The following is an 18,684-nucleotide window of genomic DNA, read 5'->3' on the forward strand; positions in this document are numbered from 1 at the left end:
GCGCCTCAGCCGCTCACCAGTCGTGGACGGTGCCGTCCAAGAGGCGGTTGTAGGGCAGATAGGCCGTCTGGTACGGGTACTTCCCCGCCTCGTCGACGTCGAGGTCGACGCCGATCCCGGGCTTGTCGCCCGGGTGGAGGAGGCCGTCCTCGAAGGTGAACGACTGCTGGAAGACCCGGTTCGTCAGCTCGCCGTGCTGCATGTACTCCTGGATGCCGAAGTTGTGGATGGCCAGGTCCAGGTGCAGGGCGGCGGCCATGCCGACCGGCGAGATGTCGGTCGGACCGTGGATGCCGGACTTGATCTGGTACTGCGCGGCGAAGTCGAGGATCTTCTTCATCTGGGTGATGCCACCGGTGTGGGTCACCGCGGAGCGCACGTAGTCGATGAGCTGCTCGCGGATGAGGGTCTGGTAGTCCCACACGGTGTTGAAGATTTCGCCGATCGCCAGCGGCGTCGTGGTGTGCTGGCGCACCAGGCGCAGCGCCTCCTGGTTCTCGGCCGGGGTGCAGTCCTCCAGCCAGAACAGGTCGTAGGGCTCGAGCTCCTTGCCGAGCTTCGCCGCCTGGATCGGCGTCATGCGGTGGTGGCCGTCGTGCAGCAGCGGCAGCTCGGGCCCGACCGCGCCTCGCACCTCCTCGAAGACGCCGGGAAGGTGGCGCAGGTACGCGCGGGTGTCCCAGTCCTCCTCCATCGGGGAGGCGCCGCGCCCGGCCGGTTCGTAGTCGTATCGCTTGCCGCTGGTCTGCGGCTGCGCGGCCACGCCGTAGACGGCCTTGACGCCCGGAACGGCGGTCTGGACGCGGATGGCCCGGTAGCCCTGCTCGCGGTGGTGGGCGATCGAGTCCAGCAGCTCCGGCACATCCCGTCCGCTCGCGTGCCCGTAGGCGAGGATGCCGTTGCGGCTCGCGCCGCCGAGCAGCTGGTAGAGCGGCATGCCGGCGGCCTTGGCCTTGATGTCCCACAGCGCGACGTCGACGGCGGCGATCGCGGCCATCGTGACCGGACCCCGGCGCCAGTAGGCGCTGCGGTACAGGAACTGCCAGGTGTCCTCGATCCGGTGCGCGTCCTTGCCGATCAGCAGCGGCGCGACATGGTCCTTCAGGTAGGACACGACCGCCAGCTCGCGGCCGTTGAGTGTCGCATCCCCGAGCCCGGTCAGACCGTCGTCGGTCGTGAGCTTGAGCGTGACGAAGTTGCGGTCCGGGCTCGTGACGATGACCTCGGCCTTTTCGATGATCACTTCTGGTCTCCTTCTGAGGGTGCGGGGATGAGAGCGGCGCGGAACTCCGCCGCACGTCGGGACAGGGCGGCGAGATCACCGCCGGGACGCGCCGCGTCCCCGACGAGCGGCCCGCCGACGCCCACGGCGAAGGCGCCGGCGTCGAGGTAGGCGCGGATCGTGTCGACCGTGACCCCGCCGACGGGGATGATGCGGGCGTCCGGGAAGGGGTCGCGCACGGACCTGAGGAAGCCGGGGCCGAGGGCGGATGCCGGGAAGAGCTTGACCGCCGCCGCACCCGCGTCCATCGCGGTCTTGATCTCGGTGGGCGTGTACACCCCGGGGAGCACGCCGATGTCCTGCCGATGGGCGTGGGCGACGGATGCCGTCAGCGCCGGGGTCACGAGGAACTGCGCGCCCGCGTCGACCGCGCGGTCGACGTCGGCCTCGGTGTTCACGGTGCCCGCGCCCACGAGGGCACCGGCCGGCGCCTCCTGCACGACCTGGGCGATCGCCTCCTCCGCCCCGTCCAGGGTGAGGGTGATCTCCAGCGTCATCACCCCCGCGTCGAACAGGGTGCGCGCCGCCTGCACGGTCGCGTCGACATCCGTCCCCGCAGGATCGCCACGAGGCGCTCCTCGGCGAGCCTCTCGCGCAGCTGTGCGCCTGTGATCGTCACCATTCCGCCATCGACCCGTCCGCGTGGCGCCACACCGGGTTCTGCCACGTCTCCCAGCGGGATGCCGCATCCCGCACCGCCTTCTCGTCGATCTCGATGCCGAGCCCCGGCCCGGTCAGCAGCTCGAAGCATCCGTCGACGAACCTCAGGGGCGCGGTATCGAGCACGTAGTCGAGCACCTCCGCGCCCTTGTTGTAGTGGATCCCGATCGATTGCTCCTGGATCAGGTGGTTCGGCGTCGCGAATCCCAGCTGCAGGCAGCTCGCCAGCGCGAGGGGGCCGAGCGGGCAGTGCGGCGCGATGAGCGCGTCGAAGGTCTCGGCCAGCGCGGCGATCCTCCGTGTCTCGCTGATGCCGCCCGCATGCGAGAGGTCCGGCTGGGCGATCGCGATGCCCGCCTGGAACACCGGCAGGAACTCCTGGCGGGAGTAGAGGCGCTCCCCCGCCGCGATCGGGATGGTCGTCGCGTCGACCATCCGCTCGATCATGTGCGAATTCTCGGGCACGACGGGCTCTTCGATGAAGAACGGATGCAGCGGCTCCAGCAGCGGCGCGAGCCGGCGGGCCGTGGCGAGCGTGAAGCGTCCGTGGCAGTCGACGGCCACGTCGCGGTCGGGCCGAGCACCTCCCGCGCGCTGGCGACGCGGGCGACGACGCCGTCGAGCTCGGCGGCCGAGCCGTTCCGGCTCATGCGTCCCGAGGCGTTCATCTTCACGGCGGTCAGGCCGACCTCCAGCTGTGCGGAGATGTGGTCGGCGACCTCCGCGGGATCGTCTCCGCCGACCCAGCCGTAGGCGCGGATCCGGTCGCGCACCGCCCCGCCGAGCAGTTCGTGCACGGGGACGCCGAGACGCTTGCCGAGCAGGTCCCACAGGGCCTGGTCGACGCCGGAGACGGCGCTGGCCAGAACCGCACCGCCGCGGTAGAACTGACCCTTGGTGAGCACCTGCCAGTGATCCTCGATACGGCCGGGATCCTTGCCGAGAAGGTACTCGCCGAACTGATCGACGGCCGCCTTGACGACATCGGCGTAGCCCTCCAGCGAGGCCTCGCCCCAGCCGACCAGGCCCTGAGCGGTCTCGATGCGCACGAACAGCCAGCGTGGCGCGACCGGCAGCGCCTCGACGCGGGTGATGGTGTCGGTGCCGCTCATCACAGCTCTCCTGTCATGTTCTCGCTCACCTTCTCGCGGACGTAGTCCGCGACGATCGTCGCGACGATCTCGTCCGGTGCGGGTTCGATGCCGACACGGATGCCGCACTCGTCGTCCTGCAGCGACTCGAGCGTGTCGAACTGCGAACGCAGCAGAGCCGGCGGCATGTACTCGTGTGCGCGGGCGCTGACCCGCGCCGCGACGAGTTCGATGGATCCGTGCGGCTCGACGATGTAGAGCTCGGGCTCGTACTCGCGCAGGATGTCGCGGTAGCTGCGCTTGAGCGCCGAGCAGGCCACGACCACCCCGCCCTCCCCTCGTCGCGCCGCGATCGTCTCGCCGACCCGGCGCAGCCAGGGCTCGCGCTCCGCGTCGCCGAGCGGGCGGCCCGCCGCCATCCGCTCGATGTTCTCGGGCGTGTGGAGCCGGTCGCCGTCGACGAAGGCGACGCCGAGGCGCTCGGCGAGGAGGCCGCCGATGGTGGTCTTGCCCGTTCCCTGCGCACCCATCACCACGATCTGGACGGCTGTGCCCCCGACACCCGGCTCATCCCTTGGTGGCGCCGGCGGTGAGGCCGGAGACGATGTACCGCTGGGTGAACAGCGCGATGAGCATGATCGGGGTCGTCACGACGACCGATGCCGCCATGAGCGCGCCCCAGTCGATGGAGGCATAGCCGATGAAGTCGAAGATCGCCACGGGGAGGGTCTTGGTCGATTGCCCCGCCAGCACCAGCGCGAACATGAAGTTGTTCCACGAGAAGATGAACGACAGGATCGTCGCCGTGGCGATGCCGGGCACCGACAGCGGCAGCGTGATCCGGAAGAACGCGCCGATCGCGGTGAGGCCGTCCACCTGCGCGGACTCCTCCAGCTCCTCGGGAGCTGGTCGAAGAACGACATCATGATGTACAGGATCAGCGGCAGCGACACGAACATGTGCGAGAGGATCAGCGGCATGTAGCCGCCGGTCATGCGCAGCTGCGCGAAGATGAAGTACCACGGCACGAGCAGGCTCACGCCCGGGATGATGCGTGCCAGGAGCACGACCATCGCCGACTTGTTCATGAGGAAGCGGCTCATCGCGTAGGCGGCGGGGACGGCGAGCACGAGCGAGAGCGCCGTGGCCATGAACGCGACGAAGAACGAGTTCCAGATGTAGACCAGATAGTTGCCGCGGCGCGGGTCGAAGACCGTGCCGTAGTTGTCCAGCGTGGGCTCGAAGATGAACGCCTGGCTGGAGTCGTAGATCTGGACGTTGTGCTTGAAGCTGGCCAGCACCATCCAGACGATCGGTCCGAGGAAGGCCAGCACGATCAGGGCGAGGCCGACGAAGCGGCCGATCGTGCCCCACTTGATCCTCCGGCGTCGGCGCACCGGTGCCGGGCGCGACGACCCGGGGGCGACCAGAGCGCGCGTCTCATCGATGGTCGTCATGAGTCTTTCGCCTTTCTCTGCATCTGCAGGACCCAGATCACCGCGAGGATGAGCAGGAAGAAGAGGATGAGGACGGCGGAGGCGAGCCCGTACTGGTTGTAGTCGAAGCTCAGGCCGTAGGCGTAGACGTTCAGGGTCTCCACGTCGTGGAAGGCCCCACCGCCCTTGCCCTTGGTGGCGTAGAGGATGTCGAAGGTCTTGAGGGCGTCGATGCCGCGCAGCAGGACGGCGGCGATGATGACCGGTCGCATGAGCGGCACCGTCACGTACCAGAAGCGCTGCCAGCCGTTGGCCCCGTCGACGCGGGCGGCCTCCTGCGGCTCCTCCGAGAGGCTGGTGAGCCCGGCGAGCAGGATGAGGGCGACCATCGGCGTCCACTGCCAGATGTCGACGAAGGTCAATGTGGCCAGCGAGGTCGCAGGGTCGGCGAGCCAGGGCTGAGGCGGGATGCCGACCCAGCTGAGCATCTCGTTGACGAAGCCGATGTTGGGCTCGAACAGCAGCCGCCACATCATGCCGACGGCGACCGGGGTGGCCACCAGCGGCAGGAGGACGATCGTGCGCACGACGCCCTGACCGCGGAAGGGCTTCCACAGCAGCAGCGCGATGATCATGCCGAAGATGAGCTCGAAGGTGAGCGCGCCGGCGGTGAAGGCGAAGGTGCGTCCGACGGCGGGCCAGAATCGCTCGGTGTCGGTGAGCGCCGTGATGTAGTTCTCGATGCCGATGAAGCCGAACTCACGCCGGACCGAGCGGCGGGAGTCGGTGAAGCTGAGGAACAGGGTCCACGCCAGCGGGATCGCCAGGAGGAGGACCGTGAAGGCCATCGAGGGGCCGGCGAAGAGCCACTTGCGGTGCCTGTTGGCCCAGCGGCTGACGCGCTCGCCCGTCCCGACCTCTTCAGGGGTCTGCAGTGCGGTCATGGGTTCTTCCTACGAGGTGCGCTCGTCGCCGGCCGGGCCGAGGCCCGGCCGGCGACGAGACAGGAGGTGTCTTATTCGGCGTCCTCGATGAGGAACGCCTCGAAGGAGGCCTGCGCGGAGTCGACGGCGGCGTCGACATCACCGCCCGAGACGGCGGCGACGATCGGGTCACCGACGATCTCGCGAGCCTGCGCGACCTGGATGACGAGCGGACGGTCCTGACCGACACCGTTCTCGCCGTTGATCTTGATCGCCTCGATGAGCTCGGCCGGGTAGTCGGCCGTGGCCTCGGCGTTGTCCCACACCGATGCGCGGGCGCCCATGACGCCGAGCTTGGACATCTCGAGCGTGGTCTCCTGAGAGGTCGCCCACTTGATGAACTGCCACGCGGCCGACTGGTTCGTCGAACCCTCGTTGATCGCCAGAGCCCACGCTGCGACGTTGTACGGCTTGGAGCCGGCGGCACCTGCCGGGAACGGCGCGAAGCCGACGTTCTCGGCGACGGTCGACTGCGAGGGGTCGATCATGTTCTTGTAGAGGCTGTCGGCATCCGCGATGAACGCCGCCTGACCCTGCTGGAACACGGCGAACGACTCCGCCCAGCTCATCTCCGGGTTGATCGTGGCGTTGGTGTGGTTGCGGATGAGGTCGCCGTAGAACTTGTATGCGCCACGAGCCTCCGGCGTGTCGATCGCCGAGGTGCCGTCCTCGTTGATCCACTGTCCGCCCGAGCTGAACAGGAAGGCGCTGAACTGCGTGACCGCGGCGGACTTGCCGGTGCGGCCGACATAGCCGGCGACGTCCGGGTTCTGCGCGTGGATCGCCGCGGCTGCGGCATCCAGCTCGTCGAGCGTGGTCGGGACCTCGAGACCGGCTGCCTCCAGCAGGTCCTTGCGGTAGTAGAGCACCGTGCGCTCGGTGATGATGGGGACGCCGACGACCTCGTCCTCATAGGTGGTCAGCGCCTTCGGGCCGTCCTGGAAGTCGGACCAGTCCCATTCCGCGTCGTCCTCGACCGTGTCGGTGAGATCGGTGAGATAGCCGTTGCTGGCGAAGAGCTTGGTCTCCTGCAGCGGACGGTACATGAGCACATCGATCTCATCGGTGCCGGCGTTGAGCTTCACGTTGTACTGGTCGGAGAGCTGGTCCTCGGCGAGCTGGGCGATCTCGACGTTGACGCCGGTCTCCGCCTCGAACTGCGGGATGAGGTCCTTGATCTGCTCGGTCCAGACGTGGTTGACGAGCGTGACGCGGAGGGTCGTGCCCTCGATGCTCGCATCGTCGTCGATCTCAGGCGAGGAGCTGCAGCTGACGAGCGCTCCCGCGATGACCGCAGTGGTTGCCGCCGCGATGATGCGGACGGACTTCTTTCCGTACTTCACTGTGTCTCCATCCTGAGCCGCGCCCCTTTGTCACGGTCTCACGCAGATGCCCTTACATCTGCTGAGTGGCTACGATACACACCAAAAGTAATACTTATCAACTGGCGTGACAAAAAAGATATGATCGACACATGAGCGCCACTCCCGCGGGCGAAGAAGCCGCACCGCCGATCTTCGAACCCGAGCCGGCTCCGCCGACCGGCGATCTGCGCGAGTTCGTCCTCGAGACGCTCGGGCGCGAGATCTGCGGCAGCATGATCGAGCCGGAGACAACCTTCACGACCGAGTCACTGGAGAGCCGCTTCCAGGTGTCCCGCCCGGTCGTGCGCGAGGCTCTGCGGGCGCTCGAGGCACTGGGCCTGGTGACACCCAAACGACGCGTGGGCGTGCGCGTGCTGCCGCCCAGCGCCTGGAACGTCTACGACCTGCAGGTCATCCGCTGGCGACTGGCCGGCCCCAGCCGCGTCGCCCAGCTGCGCTCGCTCACCGAGCTGCGCGGGGCCATCGAGCCCGCCGCCGCCCGGCTCGCGGCGATCCGCGCCCCCCTGGGCCAGGCCAGCGACCTCGTCGGGCTCGCCGGCCGCATCTGGGCGGCAGGCCGCGAAGGCGACTCCCAGGAGTTCCTGCGCCTGGACATGCAGTTCCACCGGCTGGTCCTGGAGATGAGCGGCAACGAGATGTTCACGAAGCTGCACCATCTCGTCGAAGAGGTGCTGCGCAGCCGTACGCACTACGGGCTCATGCCGAAGTTCCCCGCACCCGAAGCCCTCCAGCGGCACGTCGACATCGCGACGGCGATCCAGACCGGCAACGCCGACAAGGCGGCCGCCGCCATGATCGCGATCACCGAGCGGGCCCTCTCGGAGATGAGCTCGATCTGGGATCAGAAGCTCGAACCACCCGCCGACGCGGACTGAGCCACGGGTCGATCCTCAGCAGACGCATAGCATCCTCCATAGAAACCTCATAGGAGATTCCGCAGAATGGGGGCATGACCGACGCGCAGCCCGAACTCCGACGTCCCGACGGCTCCCCCTCCGCATCCTCGCGGTCGACGACGAGCCGATGCTGACCGATCTGCTGGCGATGGCGCTGCGGGTCGAGGGCTGGGACGTGCAGACGGCCGGGTCGGGACTGGAAGCCCTGCAGGTGGCGCGCGATTTCGACCCCGACGCGCTCGTGCTCGACATCATGATGCCGGACCTCGACGGGCTCTCCGTACTCAAGCGGCTGCGCGAGGCCGGCAACCTCGTCCCCGTGCTCTTCCTGACCGCGAAGGACGCCGTCGGCGACCGCATCGCCGGTCTCACCATCGGCGGCGACGACTACGTGACCAAGCCCTTCAGCCTGGAGGAGGTCGTCGCGCGCCTACGCGCCATCATCCGCCGCTCGGGCTACGCCTCCGCCGGCGACGCCCAGTCGATCCTCCGCGTCGGCGATCTCACGCTCAACGAGGACAGCCACGAGGTGGTCCGCGGCGACGCCGAGATCGAGCTGACCGCCACCGAGTTCGAGCTGCTGCGCTACATGATGCGCAACGAGCGACGGGTGCTGTCGAAGTCGCAGATCCTCGACCGCGTGTGGAGCTACGACTTCGGCGGCAAGTCCTCCATCGTCGAGCTGTACATCTCCTACCTCCGCAAGAAGATCGACGCCGGCCGCGTCCCGCTCCTGCACACCGTGCGCGGCGTGGGGTACATGATCAAGGCGCCCCAGTGACGCCCGCGGGCACGACGCACCGGCCGCTGCGTCTGCAGACGCGGATCATGGCGGCCGTGATCGGCATCGTCTCCCTCATCCTCGTGGTCGTGGCGGCCGCGACCAGCACCACGCTCGGATACACGCTGGAGTCGCGTCTGGACGACCAGCTGCGCGCCTCGACGACCAACGTCGCGCAGTGGGCCGGCGCCGCGTTCTCGGCCGAGGCCCTGCGCCCCAGCGAAGAGGGCGTGACCGCCAAGCGCGTGCTCGCCGGACGCTCCGTCCTGCCGGGCCTCCTGCTCGTGGTCGCACCGTTCGGCGGCGAGCCCACCGGGGCCATCGTGGAACCCACGAGCGAGTCCAGCGGCAGCATCCGGGACCTCGACGAGGACGACCTCCGCACGCTCGCGGTCGGCCTGGTGAATCAGAGCGACGCGACCGTGACGCTGGACGACTACGGCTCCTATCGCGTGACCATCAGGGAGGGGGCGTCCGGCACGATCGTCGTCGGCCTCCCCGCGCCGAGAACCTGCGCACGCTGGCGGCGCTGTTCACCACGATCGCTCTCGCCACACTCGGCGGGCTCGTGCTTCTCGCGCTGACGACCGCGGTCACGATCCGCATGAGCCTGCGCCCGCTGCGCGCCGTCGCGGCGACGGCGATCCGGGTGGCCAATCAGCCCCTGGCGGAGGGACCGTCGAGATCAGCGAACGTGTGCCCGCCGAGCAGGCGGACCCGCGCACCGAGACCGGAGTCGTGGGCGCCTCCCTGAACGTCCTGCTCGACCACGTCGAGTCGTCGCTCGCGTCGCGCCAGCGCAAGGAGGAGCAGATGAGGCGCTTCGTGGCGGATGCCAGCCACGAGCTGCGCACGCCCCTCGCGTCGATCCGCGGCTACTCGGAGCTGTCGCTGCGGGCGATGGAGGGCGCGGCCTCCGATCCCGAGACCACGCGCACGGCCCTGGAGCGCATCCAGGCGCAGTCCCTGCGGATGACCCGGCTCGTCGAGGACCTGCTGCTGCTCGCCCGCCTCGACGAGGGCAGGAGCTGGTCTACGGCACGGTCGACCTCGGCAGACTCGCCCTGGAGTCCCTCACGGATGCGCAGCCCACCGGACGGGATCACCACTGGATCATCGAGGTGCCCGAGGAGCCGGTGACCGTGGTCGGCGATGCCGGACGCCTGCACCAGGTCGCCGCGAACCTGATCGCGAACGCACGAAATCACACGCCGGAGGGCACGACGGTCACGGTGAGCGTGAGCACGGAGCCGGATGCCGGCGTCCTCCGCGTACACGACGACGGCCCCGGGATCGACCCCGCCCTCAGGGGCGAGCTGTTCTCGCGCTTCGCCCGCGGCGATGCCTCGCGCGCCCGCCAGACCGGCGGCACGGGCCTGGGGCTCGCGATCGTCAAGGCCATCGTCGACGGCCACCGCGGCACGATCGAGGTCGAGAGCGAGCCCGGCAGTACGACCTTCACCGTGCGGATCCCGCTGGTTCCCCGCGCCCGGAAACCCCTGCTCAGTAGCCGGCGAACGCGTCGGTCGTGAGCGACCGCGCGCGCTGGAGGGCGGGCGCCAGGTCGGCGATGAGTCGCGGTGGGCCCGAGACGTAGGCGTGACGCCCGGCGAGGTCGGGGACGACCTGCTGGAGTCCCTCGGCGTCCAGGCGGACTCCCTGCGCCCAGCACCAGTTGTCGGGCAGCCCTTCGGGCGCGTCGCGTGTGAAGACGACGACCTCGGCGCCCGTGGCCTCGAGCTCCTCGCGGAAGGCCAGCTCGGCGGCCTCGGAGGCGACGTACACGAGCACGGCGTTGCGCGCCTGCCCACGCTGGGCCGCATCGCGCAACTGGGAGACGAAAGGCGTCACTCCGATCCCCGCGGCGACGAGCAGCACCGGGACATCCCCCTGGGCAGCACGAAGTCGCCCCAGACGCCCGTGACCGCGAGCGCGTCGCCGGGCTCGGCGGCCGCGAGGGCCCGTTTGAAGCTCGACGGATGCTTCTGCCCGCCGTCGCGGTAGGCGATCTTCAGCGTCGGGAGATCCTGCGGTGTGGAGACGATGCTGAACTCGCGGCGCGTCCCCGCGCATCCGGACGCCGGTGCGGCACGTCGAGCTCGAGATACTGACCGGGCGTGAACTTCATCGTGCCCTTGGTCTCGAAGGTGAGTTCGAGCACCGTCGGGGTCACGTGCTCCCGGCCCCGGAAGGTCAGTCGCACCGCGGTGCGCAGCGCGAACGCGAAGGCGAGCAGGTTGCCGATCAGCAGGGCGCGCTCCGCGCCGAGGCTGAAGAGTCCGCCGACCTGGATCGGCCACCCCGCCAGCACGCCCACGAGCGCCGCGACGGCGAACTGCTGCGTGCGCCTGGGCGGCAGGGTCAGCGGCTCGGAGAGCATGAAGGCGCCCAGGAAGAGGAACGGCGTCTGCACGAGCGCGAGGTAGCCCGCGTCGAAGGTCGCGAAGGGGATGCCGGCCTGCTGCGCCTGCACGCCCTGGCGGATGACGGAGGTGCCCACCGCGATCAGCAGGAACAGCAGCACGACCCGCAGCTTCTCCGTGCGCCAGAGCACGGCCAGCCCCAGCACGCCCACCGCGATCGCCATCGCCGGGGTGCCCACCCACCAGGACGAGTCGGCGAGCGGGGTGAGGGTGACCACTCCCGCCCCGAACGCGGCCGGGTTGAAGATGTGCCGGCCGCGCCAGGCGATGACGTACTTCGAGACGCTCGCGACAACACCGGCCAGGGCGATGCCGCCAAGAGAGCCGAGATCCAGGCTCGGGCGCAGCACGAACAGCAGGATCGCTGCGGTCACGAGCGAGGACTCGATGCGATTCGGCAACCGCAGGAGGCGGTGGGCTGCGGCATCCGATGCCGTGGTCACCAGCGCGAGAACGACGAAGGTCGCGGCGATCTCGGCGGGGCCAGGGGCCACCAGGCCGAAGAACGAGAGGACGAGCGCGACGAGGATCAGTCCCGCCAGCGCGGTCAGGACGAGCCGGTACATCGAGACGGCGCCCAGGAGCGCCAGGACGCGCTGCCGGGCGGCGGTGAGGGTGAGGGCCATGCTTCGAGCCTAGCTTCGGGCCGGGACGAACAGCTCGCCGTCGAAGCCCGGCGCCCATTCGACGGTGCCGGCGGTCGTCATCCGTGCCCACTGCACGCCCCAGGCGGCGGCCAGCTCCGGGCCCCCGTCGAAGAAGAGCGCCGTCGCAACGGCGTCCGCCCGCATCGCCGAGGGCGCGATCGCCCAGGTCGCCGCGATCGCGCGGACCGGGAGGCCGGTGCGCGCGTCGAGCACGTGATGGAGGCCGTCGCCCCAGGCACGGCGGTTCGTCGCCGAGGCGCACAGCGCCGCATCCTCGACCTCGATCACGCCGACCACCCTGCTCGGGTCGTAGGGATGCTCGAGACCGACCCGCACCGGTCCCCCGCGCACCGCCAGGTCGCCGCTCGCGTCGACCACGAGGTCGCCGGGGACATCGGCGAGCTCGGCCAGTACGAGATCGACGAGTCGCCCCTTCCCCAGCGCGCCGACGTCGATCGTCGCCGGCCGGACGAGCCCGAGGGTCTGCGCGTCCCAGCGCAGGACGGAGCGCCAGTCGGCGGGTGCCCGCACCGGGTCGCCCGGATCCAGCGTGAGCGCGGCGTCATAACCGAGCCGTGCCAGGCTCTCCCCCACGAGCGGATTGACGGCGCCGTCGGTCGCCTCCGACAGCGCCGCGTAGGCGTCGAGCATGTCCGCGGCATCCGATGGTGCGGGGACCGTCCCGCCGGCACGGGCGAGACGGGCGACGAGAGAGTCGTCGCGGAATCGCGACCACTGCGAGTCGAAGGCCTCGATACGCACGGAGACCGCATCACGGGTCTCGGGCGACAGGGGCTCTGCGGTCTCGATCTCCCAGTGCGTGCCGATCGCCTCGAACCGCCAGTCGGGCATGTCTACCCGGCGGCCTGCTCTTTGATCGCGGCGAGCGCCTGGGTGAATCCGCCGCTCGTGAGCGAAGAGCCGGCGACGCGTCGCACCGAGACCTCATCGATCGGCTTGCCGACGACCTCCTCCGCGATCCCGCCGATGAACGCCCCTGGAACTGACGGCTCTCGGCCGCCTGCGGATCGCCCACGATCTCGACGTCGGCGATCACGCCGTCGTCGAGGGTGACGGTGACCGAGATCTGCTCGAGGGTCTCGGGCGTCTGGTAGCTGCCCTCCGCCGTATAGGTGCCATCGGCGTAGTCGCGGGGCTCCTGCGGCTCGGCCTCGGCGGCGCCGGAGCACCCGGCCAGCACGGCCATGCCTGCGATGCCGACGAGTGCGGCGCCGGAGCGGACGGGGGTGTTCAGTGTCATCTGTGTGCTCCCTCTCGGACGGATGCCCTGGATCTCAGCGTAGGGGTGCGGCTTGTGACTGGACTGTGTCTTCGCGATGAGCTCCTGCGCGGTGGGCCTGGGCAGGGTCACGGGGCTGGCGGTTCCGCCTCCGCCTCGAAGGGCAGCGTACCGTCGCCCGGCAGGGGCAGGACGCCGTCGAAGGGCGTGAGCGTGTGCCAGACGCCGTCCTCGGGCCCATGGAGGAACACGATCACCTCGCCCTCGACGTCGAGCGGATCGCCGTCCGGGTAGACCGATCCGCCCGTGCAGGTCATCGGCGTCGACGCCACCCGGATCGTGCCGGCATCCGGAATCTCGCCCTTGAGAACCTCGCCGACGGCGACCTCGTGCACCGTCGCGGCGACGCCGAACATCTCCACCGTCGTACCGGTGGCGGCGGGTTCCCCGATGACCACGGCCGTGGCCTCATCGAAGGCCGCCTGCGGCGGATCGAAGGAGACCCACGTGACGCACATCTCCGAGCGCACGCCCGGGAACCCCGCGCAGGAGCACAGCGCCCCCGTGGCCACGACCAGCATCGCGATTCCGAGTGCGCCTCTCGCCCTCGTCATGATCTCGGGCCCGGCGGGCGAAGCGCCTAGGCGTCGCCGCCGAACATGCTCGTGACCGAGCCGTCCTCGAAGACCTCGTGAATCGCACGGGCCAGCAGCGGCGCGATCGGCAGGATCGTCAGGCCCGGGAAGCGGCGCGACTCGGAGAGCGGGATCGTGTCTGTCACGACGACCTCGTCGATCGCGGAGTCCTGCAGACGCTCGGATGCCGGATCGCTGAAGATCGGATGGGTCGCGGCGACGATCACCTTGCGGGCGCCGTTGGCCTTGAGCGCCTGGGCGGCCTTCACGATCGTTCCGCCCGTATCGATCATGTCGTCGACGAGGAGGCAGGTGCGGCCGTCGACGGTGCCCACAATCTCGTGCACCGTGACCTGGTTGGCCACCTTCGGGTCGCGACGCTTGTGGATGATCGCCAGCGGCGCGCCGAGGCTGTCGGACCAGGTGTCGGCGACGCGCACCCGACCCATGTCGGGCGAGACCACCGTGAGGGTCTCGCGGTCCTCGGCGGTGAGCGTCTTCTGGAAGTAGTCCAGCAGCACGGGCTTGGCGAAGAGGTGGTCGACGGGGCCGTCGAAGAAGCCCTGGATCTGCGCGGCGTGCAGGTCGACGCTCATGATGCGGTCGGCGCCGGCGGTGCGCAGGAGGTCGGCGACCAGGCGGGCGCTGATCGGCTCGCGGCCGCGGCCCTTCTTGTCCTGACGCGAGTAGGGGAAGTAGGGCGCGACGACGGTGATCCGCTTGGCGGAGGCGCGCTTGGCCGCGTCGATCATGATGAGCGTCTCCATGAGCCACTCGTTGACCGGCGTGCCGAAGGTCTGCACGAGGAAGAGGTCGCAGCCGCGGATCGACACCTCGAAGCGGGCATAGATCTCGCCGGAGGCGAAGGTGCGGTGCTCGGTGGGCGCGAGCTCGGTGCCGATCGCCTCGGCGACGGCGGCTACCAGCTGCGGGTGCGAACGCCCGCCCGCGACGACGAGCCGCTTCTTGGTCTTGGCGACCAGGCCCGGCGCGATGCCGTTGTCCTTGTCGAGCTCAACGGTCTTCTTCTTGCGAGCCATCGTCCGCCTTCTCTGCCGCTCGTGCGCGAGCCGCCGCTTCTGCGGCCCCCGTACCTGCCCTGTTGTTCTCGACCCAGCCCTCGACATTGCGCTGAGGTGCCACCGTCAGAGCAAGTGCGCCGGCAGGGACGTCCTTGCGGACGACCGCTCCCGCCCCGGTCTTGGCTCCGTCACCGATTCTAACGGGCGCGACGAAGACGTTGTGCGAGCCGGTGTGCACCTCGTCGCCGATCTCGGTGCGGTGCTTGGCGAGGTCGTCGTAGTTCGCCGTGATCGCGCCGGCACCGATGTTGACGCGCTCGCCGATCGTCGTGTCGCCGATGTACGACAGGTGCGGGACCTTGCTGCCCGCACCGATCTGCGCGTTCTTCGTCTCGACGTAGGTGCCGATCTTGCCGTCGTCGGCGAGGACCGTGCCGGCGCGCAGGTAGGCGAAGGGACCGACGGTGGCACGGGCGCCGATCACGGCGAGCGTGGCATCCGTCCGCCGCACCACGGCGTCCTCGCCGACCTCGCAGTCCACGAGCGAGGTGTCGGGACCGATCGTCGCCCCGGCGGCGACGGTCGTCGCCCTCAGGATGTGCGTGTTCGGCAGGATCGTGACATCCGGGCTGAGAGTCGCCGTGTCGTCGATCCAGGTCGTCGCGGGATCGACGATCGTGACGCCCTCGCGCTGCCAGCGGCGCACGATCCGATCGTTGAGCACGCGACCCGCCTCGGCGAGCTGCACCCGGTCGTTGACGCCGAAGGCGGCGGCGGGGTCGGGGGCGAGCTCGGCGGCGACCCGCTCCTGCGCACGGCGCAGCAGGCCGATGACGTCGGTGAGGTACAGCTCCCCCTGCGCATTGTCCTGCGTCAGCTGCGGCACGACGGCCCGCAGCGAGGTGGCCCGGAACACGTAGACGCCGGCGTTGATCTCGGAGACGGCGGCCTCGGCATCCGAGGCGTCCTTCTGCTCCACGATGCGCTCGACCGCGCCCTCGCCGTCGCGGATGACCCGCCCGTAGCCGGTGGGGTCGTCAAGCCGGGCGCTGAGCACCGTGGCGGCGGCGGATGCCGCACGGTGGCCCTCGACGAGAGCCTGGAGGGTCTCGGCGTCGAGCAGGGGCACGTCGCCGGAGAGGATGAGGACGTCGCCGGAGAAGTCGGCCGGCAGCGCGTCGACGGCGAGCTGGACCGCGCGGCCCGTACCGGGGACCTCGTCCTGATCGACGATGATCGCGTCGGGGTACTCCTCCTGCAGGGCCGCCACGACGCGGTCGCGCTCATGGCGGACGACGACCTCGATGTGCGCGGCGCCGAGGCGCCGGGCCGTCGCGAGCACGTGGCCCACGAGCGGGCGCCCGCCGATCGGATGCAGCACCTTCGGCAGGCGCGACTTCATCCGCGTGCCCTGCCCTGCCGCCAGGACGATGATCGCGAGGGGGTTGTTGTCAGTCACGCTCCGCCGCCAGGACTCGAACCTAGACCTCACAGCTCCAAAGGCTGTCGTGCTGCCATTACACCACGGCGGACCGCAGCATCCGCGAGGATCCTGCCCGTCAAGTCTGCCATGCCCCGCGCCCGATCACGCCTCCCCCTGCGGACGCCCTCCGTCGCGGGCGAAGCGCGAGGCATGCCCGCTCCAGCCGCTCTCGACGGGAAGCGAACGCAGGCCGCGGTTGGTGACGGAGACCAGCGCCGCCACGACGCACAGCGCGCCGCAGAAGAGGAGGGTCGGAGTCCGGCCCGCCCACGACAGCCCGAAGCCGGCGACGACCGGCGCCAGGGGCATCGCGCCCATGGCCAGCACCTGCATCGCGCTGTTCGCGCGCCCGAGCATCTGCGTGGGGACGGCGACCATGAAGTAGCCCAGGAGCGCGGAGTTCAGGGCGGGCACGAAGAGGACCGCGGCGGCGAGCACGACGAGCATCCCGATGAGCGAGTCCACGAGCGACAGGACGAGGATGCCGGTGGCCGCCGCGCCGAGACCGCCGATGATGAGCACGCTCGCGGGACCCGCGGGAGCAGGAGCGGAGCGATGATGGCGCCGACGAGCATCGCGGCACCCGTGACGGCGGAGAACCACCCGATCGTGACCGGCGCGTGGCCGTCCTGCTGCAGCGCGTAGATCACCGTCGTGATCGCCGCGCTGAAGCCGAGGTTGATGATGGTCGCGGCCCACAGGACGCCCCGCAGATCGGTCCGCGAGAGCATCCAGGCGAAACCGCTGCGCAGTTGCGGAAGGAGCCTTTCGCGGGGCGTTCCCGCCTCGCCGGCGGGGGCGGATGCGGCGCGGGACTCCTCTCGCGCGCCGCGCCCGAGCATCCACGCGGTCACCGCGGCGACGGCATGGCAGAGCATCGCGACAAGCCCGATCAGCCATCCGCCGACGCCGAGGAGAATACCGCCGAGCGGTCCGCCCGCGAGCTGGATGACCGCGCCTCTGCCTTGATTGGCCGCCTGCGCCCGCCCCATGGCGGCGTCAGGCACGATGCCCTTCACCGCGGTCTCCCCGGCGATGTCGAACAGCCCCTCTCGGGCGTTGAGGAGGACGTTGACCGCGAGCAGCAGGGCGAACGTCCAGGCGCCGGCGGCGTCGAGGACGGTGAAGGCTCCGGCCAGGACGACGCCGATGAGCGAGCCGATCAGCATGAGGACGACGCGGCGGTGCCGATCGGCGAGCACACCACCGACGAGCGTGAGCACGACCCCCACCGCGATCCCGACCGCGGCGATGACCCCGGCCTGGGCGGGATCATCGGTGACCATGAGCGCGATGAGCGGCACCGCGAAGCTCGTCAGCGCTCCGGCGAGCTCCTTCGCGGTGTCGCTGACGAACCAGGTCTTGTAGCCGGCGACACGCCAGAGGCGCACGGCCGGGGTCTCCGTCGGGGTGTCGGTCGTGGGTTCCATGTGACGAGCGTAACTGTGCAGCTTTATTTGCGCAACTCTTTTTGCGCAAATATATGTGCGAGTTTCGACTATGCTGAGGAGCATGACGGTCGATCAGGACGCACCCGAGGAGTCGGAGCCGACGCCCCGGATGTCCTCCACCGGGCACGCCGAAGCCGCCACGATGTCGACGGCGATGCTCAAAGCCATGGCGCATCCGCTTCGCCAGCGCATCCTTCAGCTGCTGCGGCAGCGCCGGCATCTTCGGGCCGCAGACGCCGCTGCCGAGCTGGCCGAACCCGCGAACAAGGTCAGCTTCCACCTTCGGGTTCTCGCCGACGCGGGCCTCATCGAAGAGGCGCCCGAGAAGGCCCGCGACGGACGCGATCGAGTCTGGAAGGTATCGGAGGGCTCGTGGAGCCTGGGCAACGCCGAGCATCCTGTCCCCGACGAGGCGCTGGGCGACGCCGTCATCCAGGCGCTCGTCGCCGAGCACTACGACCTGGTGCGCCGCGTCGCCGCATGGGCGCCGGAGTACACGACAGGGCGCGAGACGCACGTGCACGGAACGTTCACGCGCTCGTCCACCCACCTCACCGAAGCGGAGTTCGTGGAGCTGATGGCGGTGATCCAGAAGGCCATCAGCGATGCCGAAGACGCCCACGACGAGAATGCACCGGGCACCCGCGCCTTCGACATCGACATCATCGCCGCCGATGACACGCTCTGAACCCGCCGATCACCACGACTCCGGTCGACGCTCATCGTCGGGTGCCCGAAAAGCCGGACACCGGATAATGGGACCATGAGCACGAGCGACGAAGTGGACGGCATCGTCCGCGCGTGGAACGCCCAGCGGCCGGATCTGGACTTCTCCCCCTCGAGGTGCTCTCCCGCGTCAACCGCCTCGCCCGCCACCTCGACCGCGCCCGGCGCGACGTGTTCCGGCGCAGCGATCTGGAGACCTGGGAGTGGGACGTGCTCGCCGCCCTCCGCCGTGCCGGCGATCCCTACCAGCTCTCCCCCAAGCAGCTGCTGCACGAGACCTTCGTCTCCAGCGGCACGATGACCAACCGGATCGACCGTCTCGTCGAGCGCGGCTTCGTCACGCGCGAGGCCGACCCCGACGACCGCCGCGGAGTGCTGGTCACCCTCACGGAGGACGGTCGGATGCGGACGGATGCCGCCATCACCCGTCTCGTCGACATCGAGGCGGAGCTGCTGCGCCCCTCCCCCGTGGCGAGCGCGAACGGCTCGCCACCCTCCTGCGCAAGCTCAGCCTCAGCTTCGACGCGTAGAAAGCTCGATGCG

General features: G+C 69.8%; 22 protein-coding genes, 1 tRNA gene and 3 pseudogenes. 8 read left to right on the forward strand and 18 right to left on the reverse strand.

Annotation, left to right across the window (positions count from 1 at the left end; all coding sequences use genetic code 11):
• Positions 1-13: 13 nt before the first annotated feature.
• The 8 genes and pseudogenes from manD to KAE78_RS01650 form a co-directional block, all read right to left on the reverse strand.
• Positions 14-1,243, reverse strand: a complete 1,230-nt coding sequence (manD, locus tag KAE78_RS01620) for a D-mannonate dehydratase ManD (protein ID WP_223171480.1) — start codon at positions 1,241-1,243, stop codon at positions 14-16.
• The gene (locus tag KAE78_RS01625) at positions 1,240-1,815 is read right to left on the reverse strand and encodes a bifunctional 4-hydroxy-2-oxoglutarate aldolase/2-dehydro-3-deoxy-phosphogluconate aldolase (RefSeq protein ID WP_262927707.1); all 576 of its coding nucleotides are present in this window, start codon (positions 1,813-1,815) and stop codon (positions 1,240-1,242) included. The genes manD and KAE78_RS01625 overlap by 4 nt, the downstream gene beginning before the upstream one ends.
• Positions 1,816-1,897: 82 nt before the next feature.
• Entirely contained in the window at positions 1,898-2,773 is an 876-nt protein-coding gene (locus KAE78_RS01630; protein WP_317451817.1) for an enolase C-terminal domain-like protein, read from the reverse strand.
• Between the two features lie 8 nt (positions 2,774-2,781).
• A pseudogene (locus tag KAE78_RS18205) lies at positions 2,782-3,054 on the reverse strand (D-galactonate dehydratase); the annotation flags it as partial.
• Complete coding sequence (locus tag KAE78_RS01635) at positions 3,054-3,563, reverse strand: gluconokinase (protein ID WP_223171482.1); 510 nt, start codon at positions 3,561-3,563, stop codon at positions 3,054-3,056. The gene KAE78_RS01635 and the pseudogene KAE78_RS18205, both read right to left, overlap by 1 nt.
• 37 nt (positions 3,564-3,600) lie before the next feature.
• Positions 3,601-4,407, reverse strand: a complete 807-nt coding sequence (locus KAE78_RS18210; protein WP_317451818.1) for a carbohydrate ABC transporter permease — start codon at positions 4,405-4,407, stop codon at positions 3,601-3,603.
• 79 nt (positions 4,408-4,486) lie between these two features.
• Positions 4,487-5,413 (reverse strand): carbohydrate ABC transporter permease, encoded by a 927-nt coding sequence (locus KAE78_RS01645; protein WP_223171484.1) that lies wholly within the window; start codon positions 5,411-5,413, stop codon positions 4,487-4,489.
• Between the two features lie 71 nt (positions 5,414-5,484).
• The gene (locus tag KAE78_RS01650; RefSeq protein WP_223171485.1) at positions 5,485-6,795 is read right to left on the reverse strand and encodes an ABC transporter substrate-binding protein; all 1,311 of its coding nucleotides are present in this window, start codon (positions 6,793-6,795) and stop codon (positions 5,485-5,487) included.
• Between the two features lie 131 nt (positions 6,796-6,926).
• On the opposite strand from KAE78_RS01650, the gene KAE78_RS01655 reads away from it, so the two are divergent.
• From KAE78_RS01655 to KAE78_RS01680, 6 genes and pseudogenes are all read left to right on the forward strand, one after another.
• Positions 6,927-7,712 (forward strand): FadR/GntR family transcriptional regulator, encoded by a 786-nt coding sequence (locus tag KAE78_RS01655; protein WP_223171486.1) that lies wholly within the window; start codon positions 6,927-6,929, stop codon positions 7,710-7,712.
• Positions 7,713-7,786: 74 nt separating this feature from the next.
• Positions 7,787-8,514 (forward strand): annotated as a pseudogene (locus KAE78_RS01660) (response regulator transcription factor).
• Positions 8,511-9,098 (forward strand): hypothetical protein, encoded by a 588-nt coding sequence (locus tag KAE78_RS01665; RefSeq protein WP_223171487.1) that lies wholly within the window; start codon positions 8,511-8,513, stop codon positions 9,096-9,098. Before KAE78_RS01660 ends, KAE78_RS01665 begins: the two are co-directional and overlap by 4 nt.
• The gene (locus tag KAE78_RS01670; RefSeq protein ID WP_223171488.1) at positions 9,083-9,268 is read left to right on the forward strand and encodes a hypothetical protein; all 186 of its coding nucleotides are present in this window, start codon (positions 9,083-9,085) and stop codon (positions 9,266-9,268) included. Before KAE78_RS01665 ends, KAE78_RS01670 begins: the two co-directional genes overlap by 16 nt.
• Positions 9,253-9,654 carry a cell wall metabolism sensor histidine kinase WalK gene (locus KAE78_RS01675; protein ID WP_223171489.1) on the forward strand — a complete coding sequence of 134 codons (402 nt, stop codon included), beginning with the start codon at positions 9,253-9,255 and terminating at the stop codon, positions 9,652-9,654. The genes KAE78_RS01670 and KAE78_RS01675 overlap by 16 nt, the downstream gene beginning before the upstream one ends.
• Complete coding sequence (locus tag KAE78_RS01680) at positions 9,651-10,046, forward strand: sensor histidine kinase (RefSeq protein ID WP_223171490.1); 396 nt, start codon at positions 9,651-9,653, stop codon at positions 10,044-10,046. Before KAE78_RS01675 ends, KAE78_RS01680 begins: the two co-directional genes overlap by 4 nt.
• On the opposite strand, the gene KAE78_RS18215 is transcribed toward KAE78_RS01680, so the two are convergent.
• The 10 genes from KAE78_RS18215 to KAE78_RS01725 all read right to left on the reverse strand — a co-directional run bounded on the left by KAE78_RS18215 (position 10,018) and on the right by KAE78_RS01725 (position 17,394).
• On the reverse strand, positions 10,018-10,392 hold the full coding sequence (locus KAE78_RS18215; RefSeq protein ID WP_317451819.1) for an FAD-dependent oxidoreductase: 375 nt from the start codon (positions 10,390-10,392) through the stop codon (positions 10,018-10,020). The genes KAE78_RS01680 and KAE78_RS18215 overlap by 29 nt on opposite strands.
• 133 nt (positions 10,393-10,525) lie before the next feature.
• Positions 10,526-11,563 (reverse strand): hypothetical protein, encoded by a 1,038-nt coding sequence (locus tag KAE78_RS01685; protein WP_317451820.1) that lies wholly within the window; start codon positions 11,561-11,563, stop codon positions 10,526-10,528.
• A gap of 9 nt (positions 11,564-11,572) precedes the next feature.
• Positions 11,573-12,436, reverse strand: a complete 864-nt coding sequence (locus KAE78_RS01690) for an FAD:protein FMN transferase (protein WP_223171491.1) — start codon at positions 12,434-12,436, stop codon at positions 11,573-11,575.
• Entirely contained in the window at positions 12,357-12,956 is a 600-nt protein-coding gene (locus KAE78_RS01695; RefSeq protein WP_317451821.1) for a hypothetical protein, read from the reverse strand. Before KAE78_RS01695 ends, KAE78_RS01690 begins: the two co-directional genes overlap by 80 nt.
• Positions 12,953-13,438 (reverse strand): hypothetical protein, encoded by a 486-nt coding sequence (locus KAE78_RS01700; RefSeq protein ID WP_223171492.1) that lies wholly within the window; start codon positions 13,436-13,438, stop codon positions 12,953-12,955. Before KAE78_RS01700 ends, KAE78_RS01695 begins: the two co-directional genes overlap by 4 nt.
• 26 nt (positions 13,439-13,464) lie before the next feature.
• Positions 13,465-14,499 carry a ribose-phosphate diphosphokinase gene (locus KAE78_RS01705; RefSeq protein WP_223171493.1) on the reverse strand — a complete coding sequence of 345 codons (1,035 nt, stop codon included), beginning with the start codon at positions 14,497-14,499 and terminating at the stop codon, positions 13,465-13,467.
• The gene (gene glmU / locus KAE78_RS01710; protein ID WP_223171494.1) at positions 14,474-15,940 is read right to left on the reverse strand and encodes a bifunctional UDP-N-acetylglucosamine diphosphorylase/glucosamine-1-phosphate N-acetyltransferase GlmU; all 1,467 of its coding nucleotides are present in this window, start codon (positions 15,938-15,940) and stop codon (positions 14,474-14,476) included. The genes KAE78_RS01705 and glmU overlap by 26 nt, the downstream gene beginning before the upstream one ends.
• Before the next feature lies 1 nt (position 15,941).
• A tRNA-Gln gene (locus tag KAE78_RS01715) sits at positions 15,942-16,013 on the reverse strand.
• A 53-nt stretch (positions 16,014-16,066) separates the two neighbouring features.
• Positions 16,067-16,429, reverse strand: coding sequence for a hypothetical protein (locus KAE78_RS01720; RefSeq protein WP_223171495.1), 363 nt, complete (start codon positions 16,427-16,429; stop codon positions 16,067-16,069).
• Positions 16,366-17,394 (reverse strand): MFS transporter, encoded by a 1,029-nt coding sequence (locus tag KAE78_RS01725; protein WP_223171496.1) that lies wholly within the window; start codon positions 17,392-17,394, stop codon positions 16,366-16,368. Before KAE78_RS01725 ends, KAE78_RS01720 begins: the two co-directional genes overlap by 64 nt.
• Positions 17,395-17,476: 82 nt before the next feature.
• Here KAE78_RS01725 and KAE78_RS01730 point away from each other — a divergent pair, with 82 nt between their 5' ends.
• A complete protein-coding gene (locus KAE78_RS01730; protein ID WP_223171497.1) occupies positions 17,477-18,103 on the forward strand; it encodes a winged helix-turn-helix domain-containing protein in 627 nt (208 codons plus the stop codon).
• A gap of 75 nt (positions 18,104-18,178) precedes the next feature.
• Positions 18,179-18,671 (forward strand): annotated as a pseudogene (locus tag KAE78_RS01735) (MarR family winged helix-turn-helix transcriptional regulator).
• Positions 18,672-18,684 lie beyond the last annotated feature (13 nt).

Origin of the sequence: Microbacterium sp. NIBRBAC000506063, from assembly GCF_017968845.1 — a bacterium.
GTDB lineage: Bacteria > Actinomycetota > Actinomycetes > Actinomycetales > Microbacteriaceae > Microbacterium.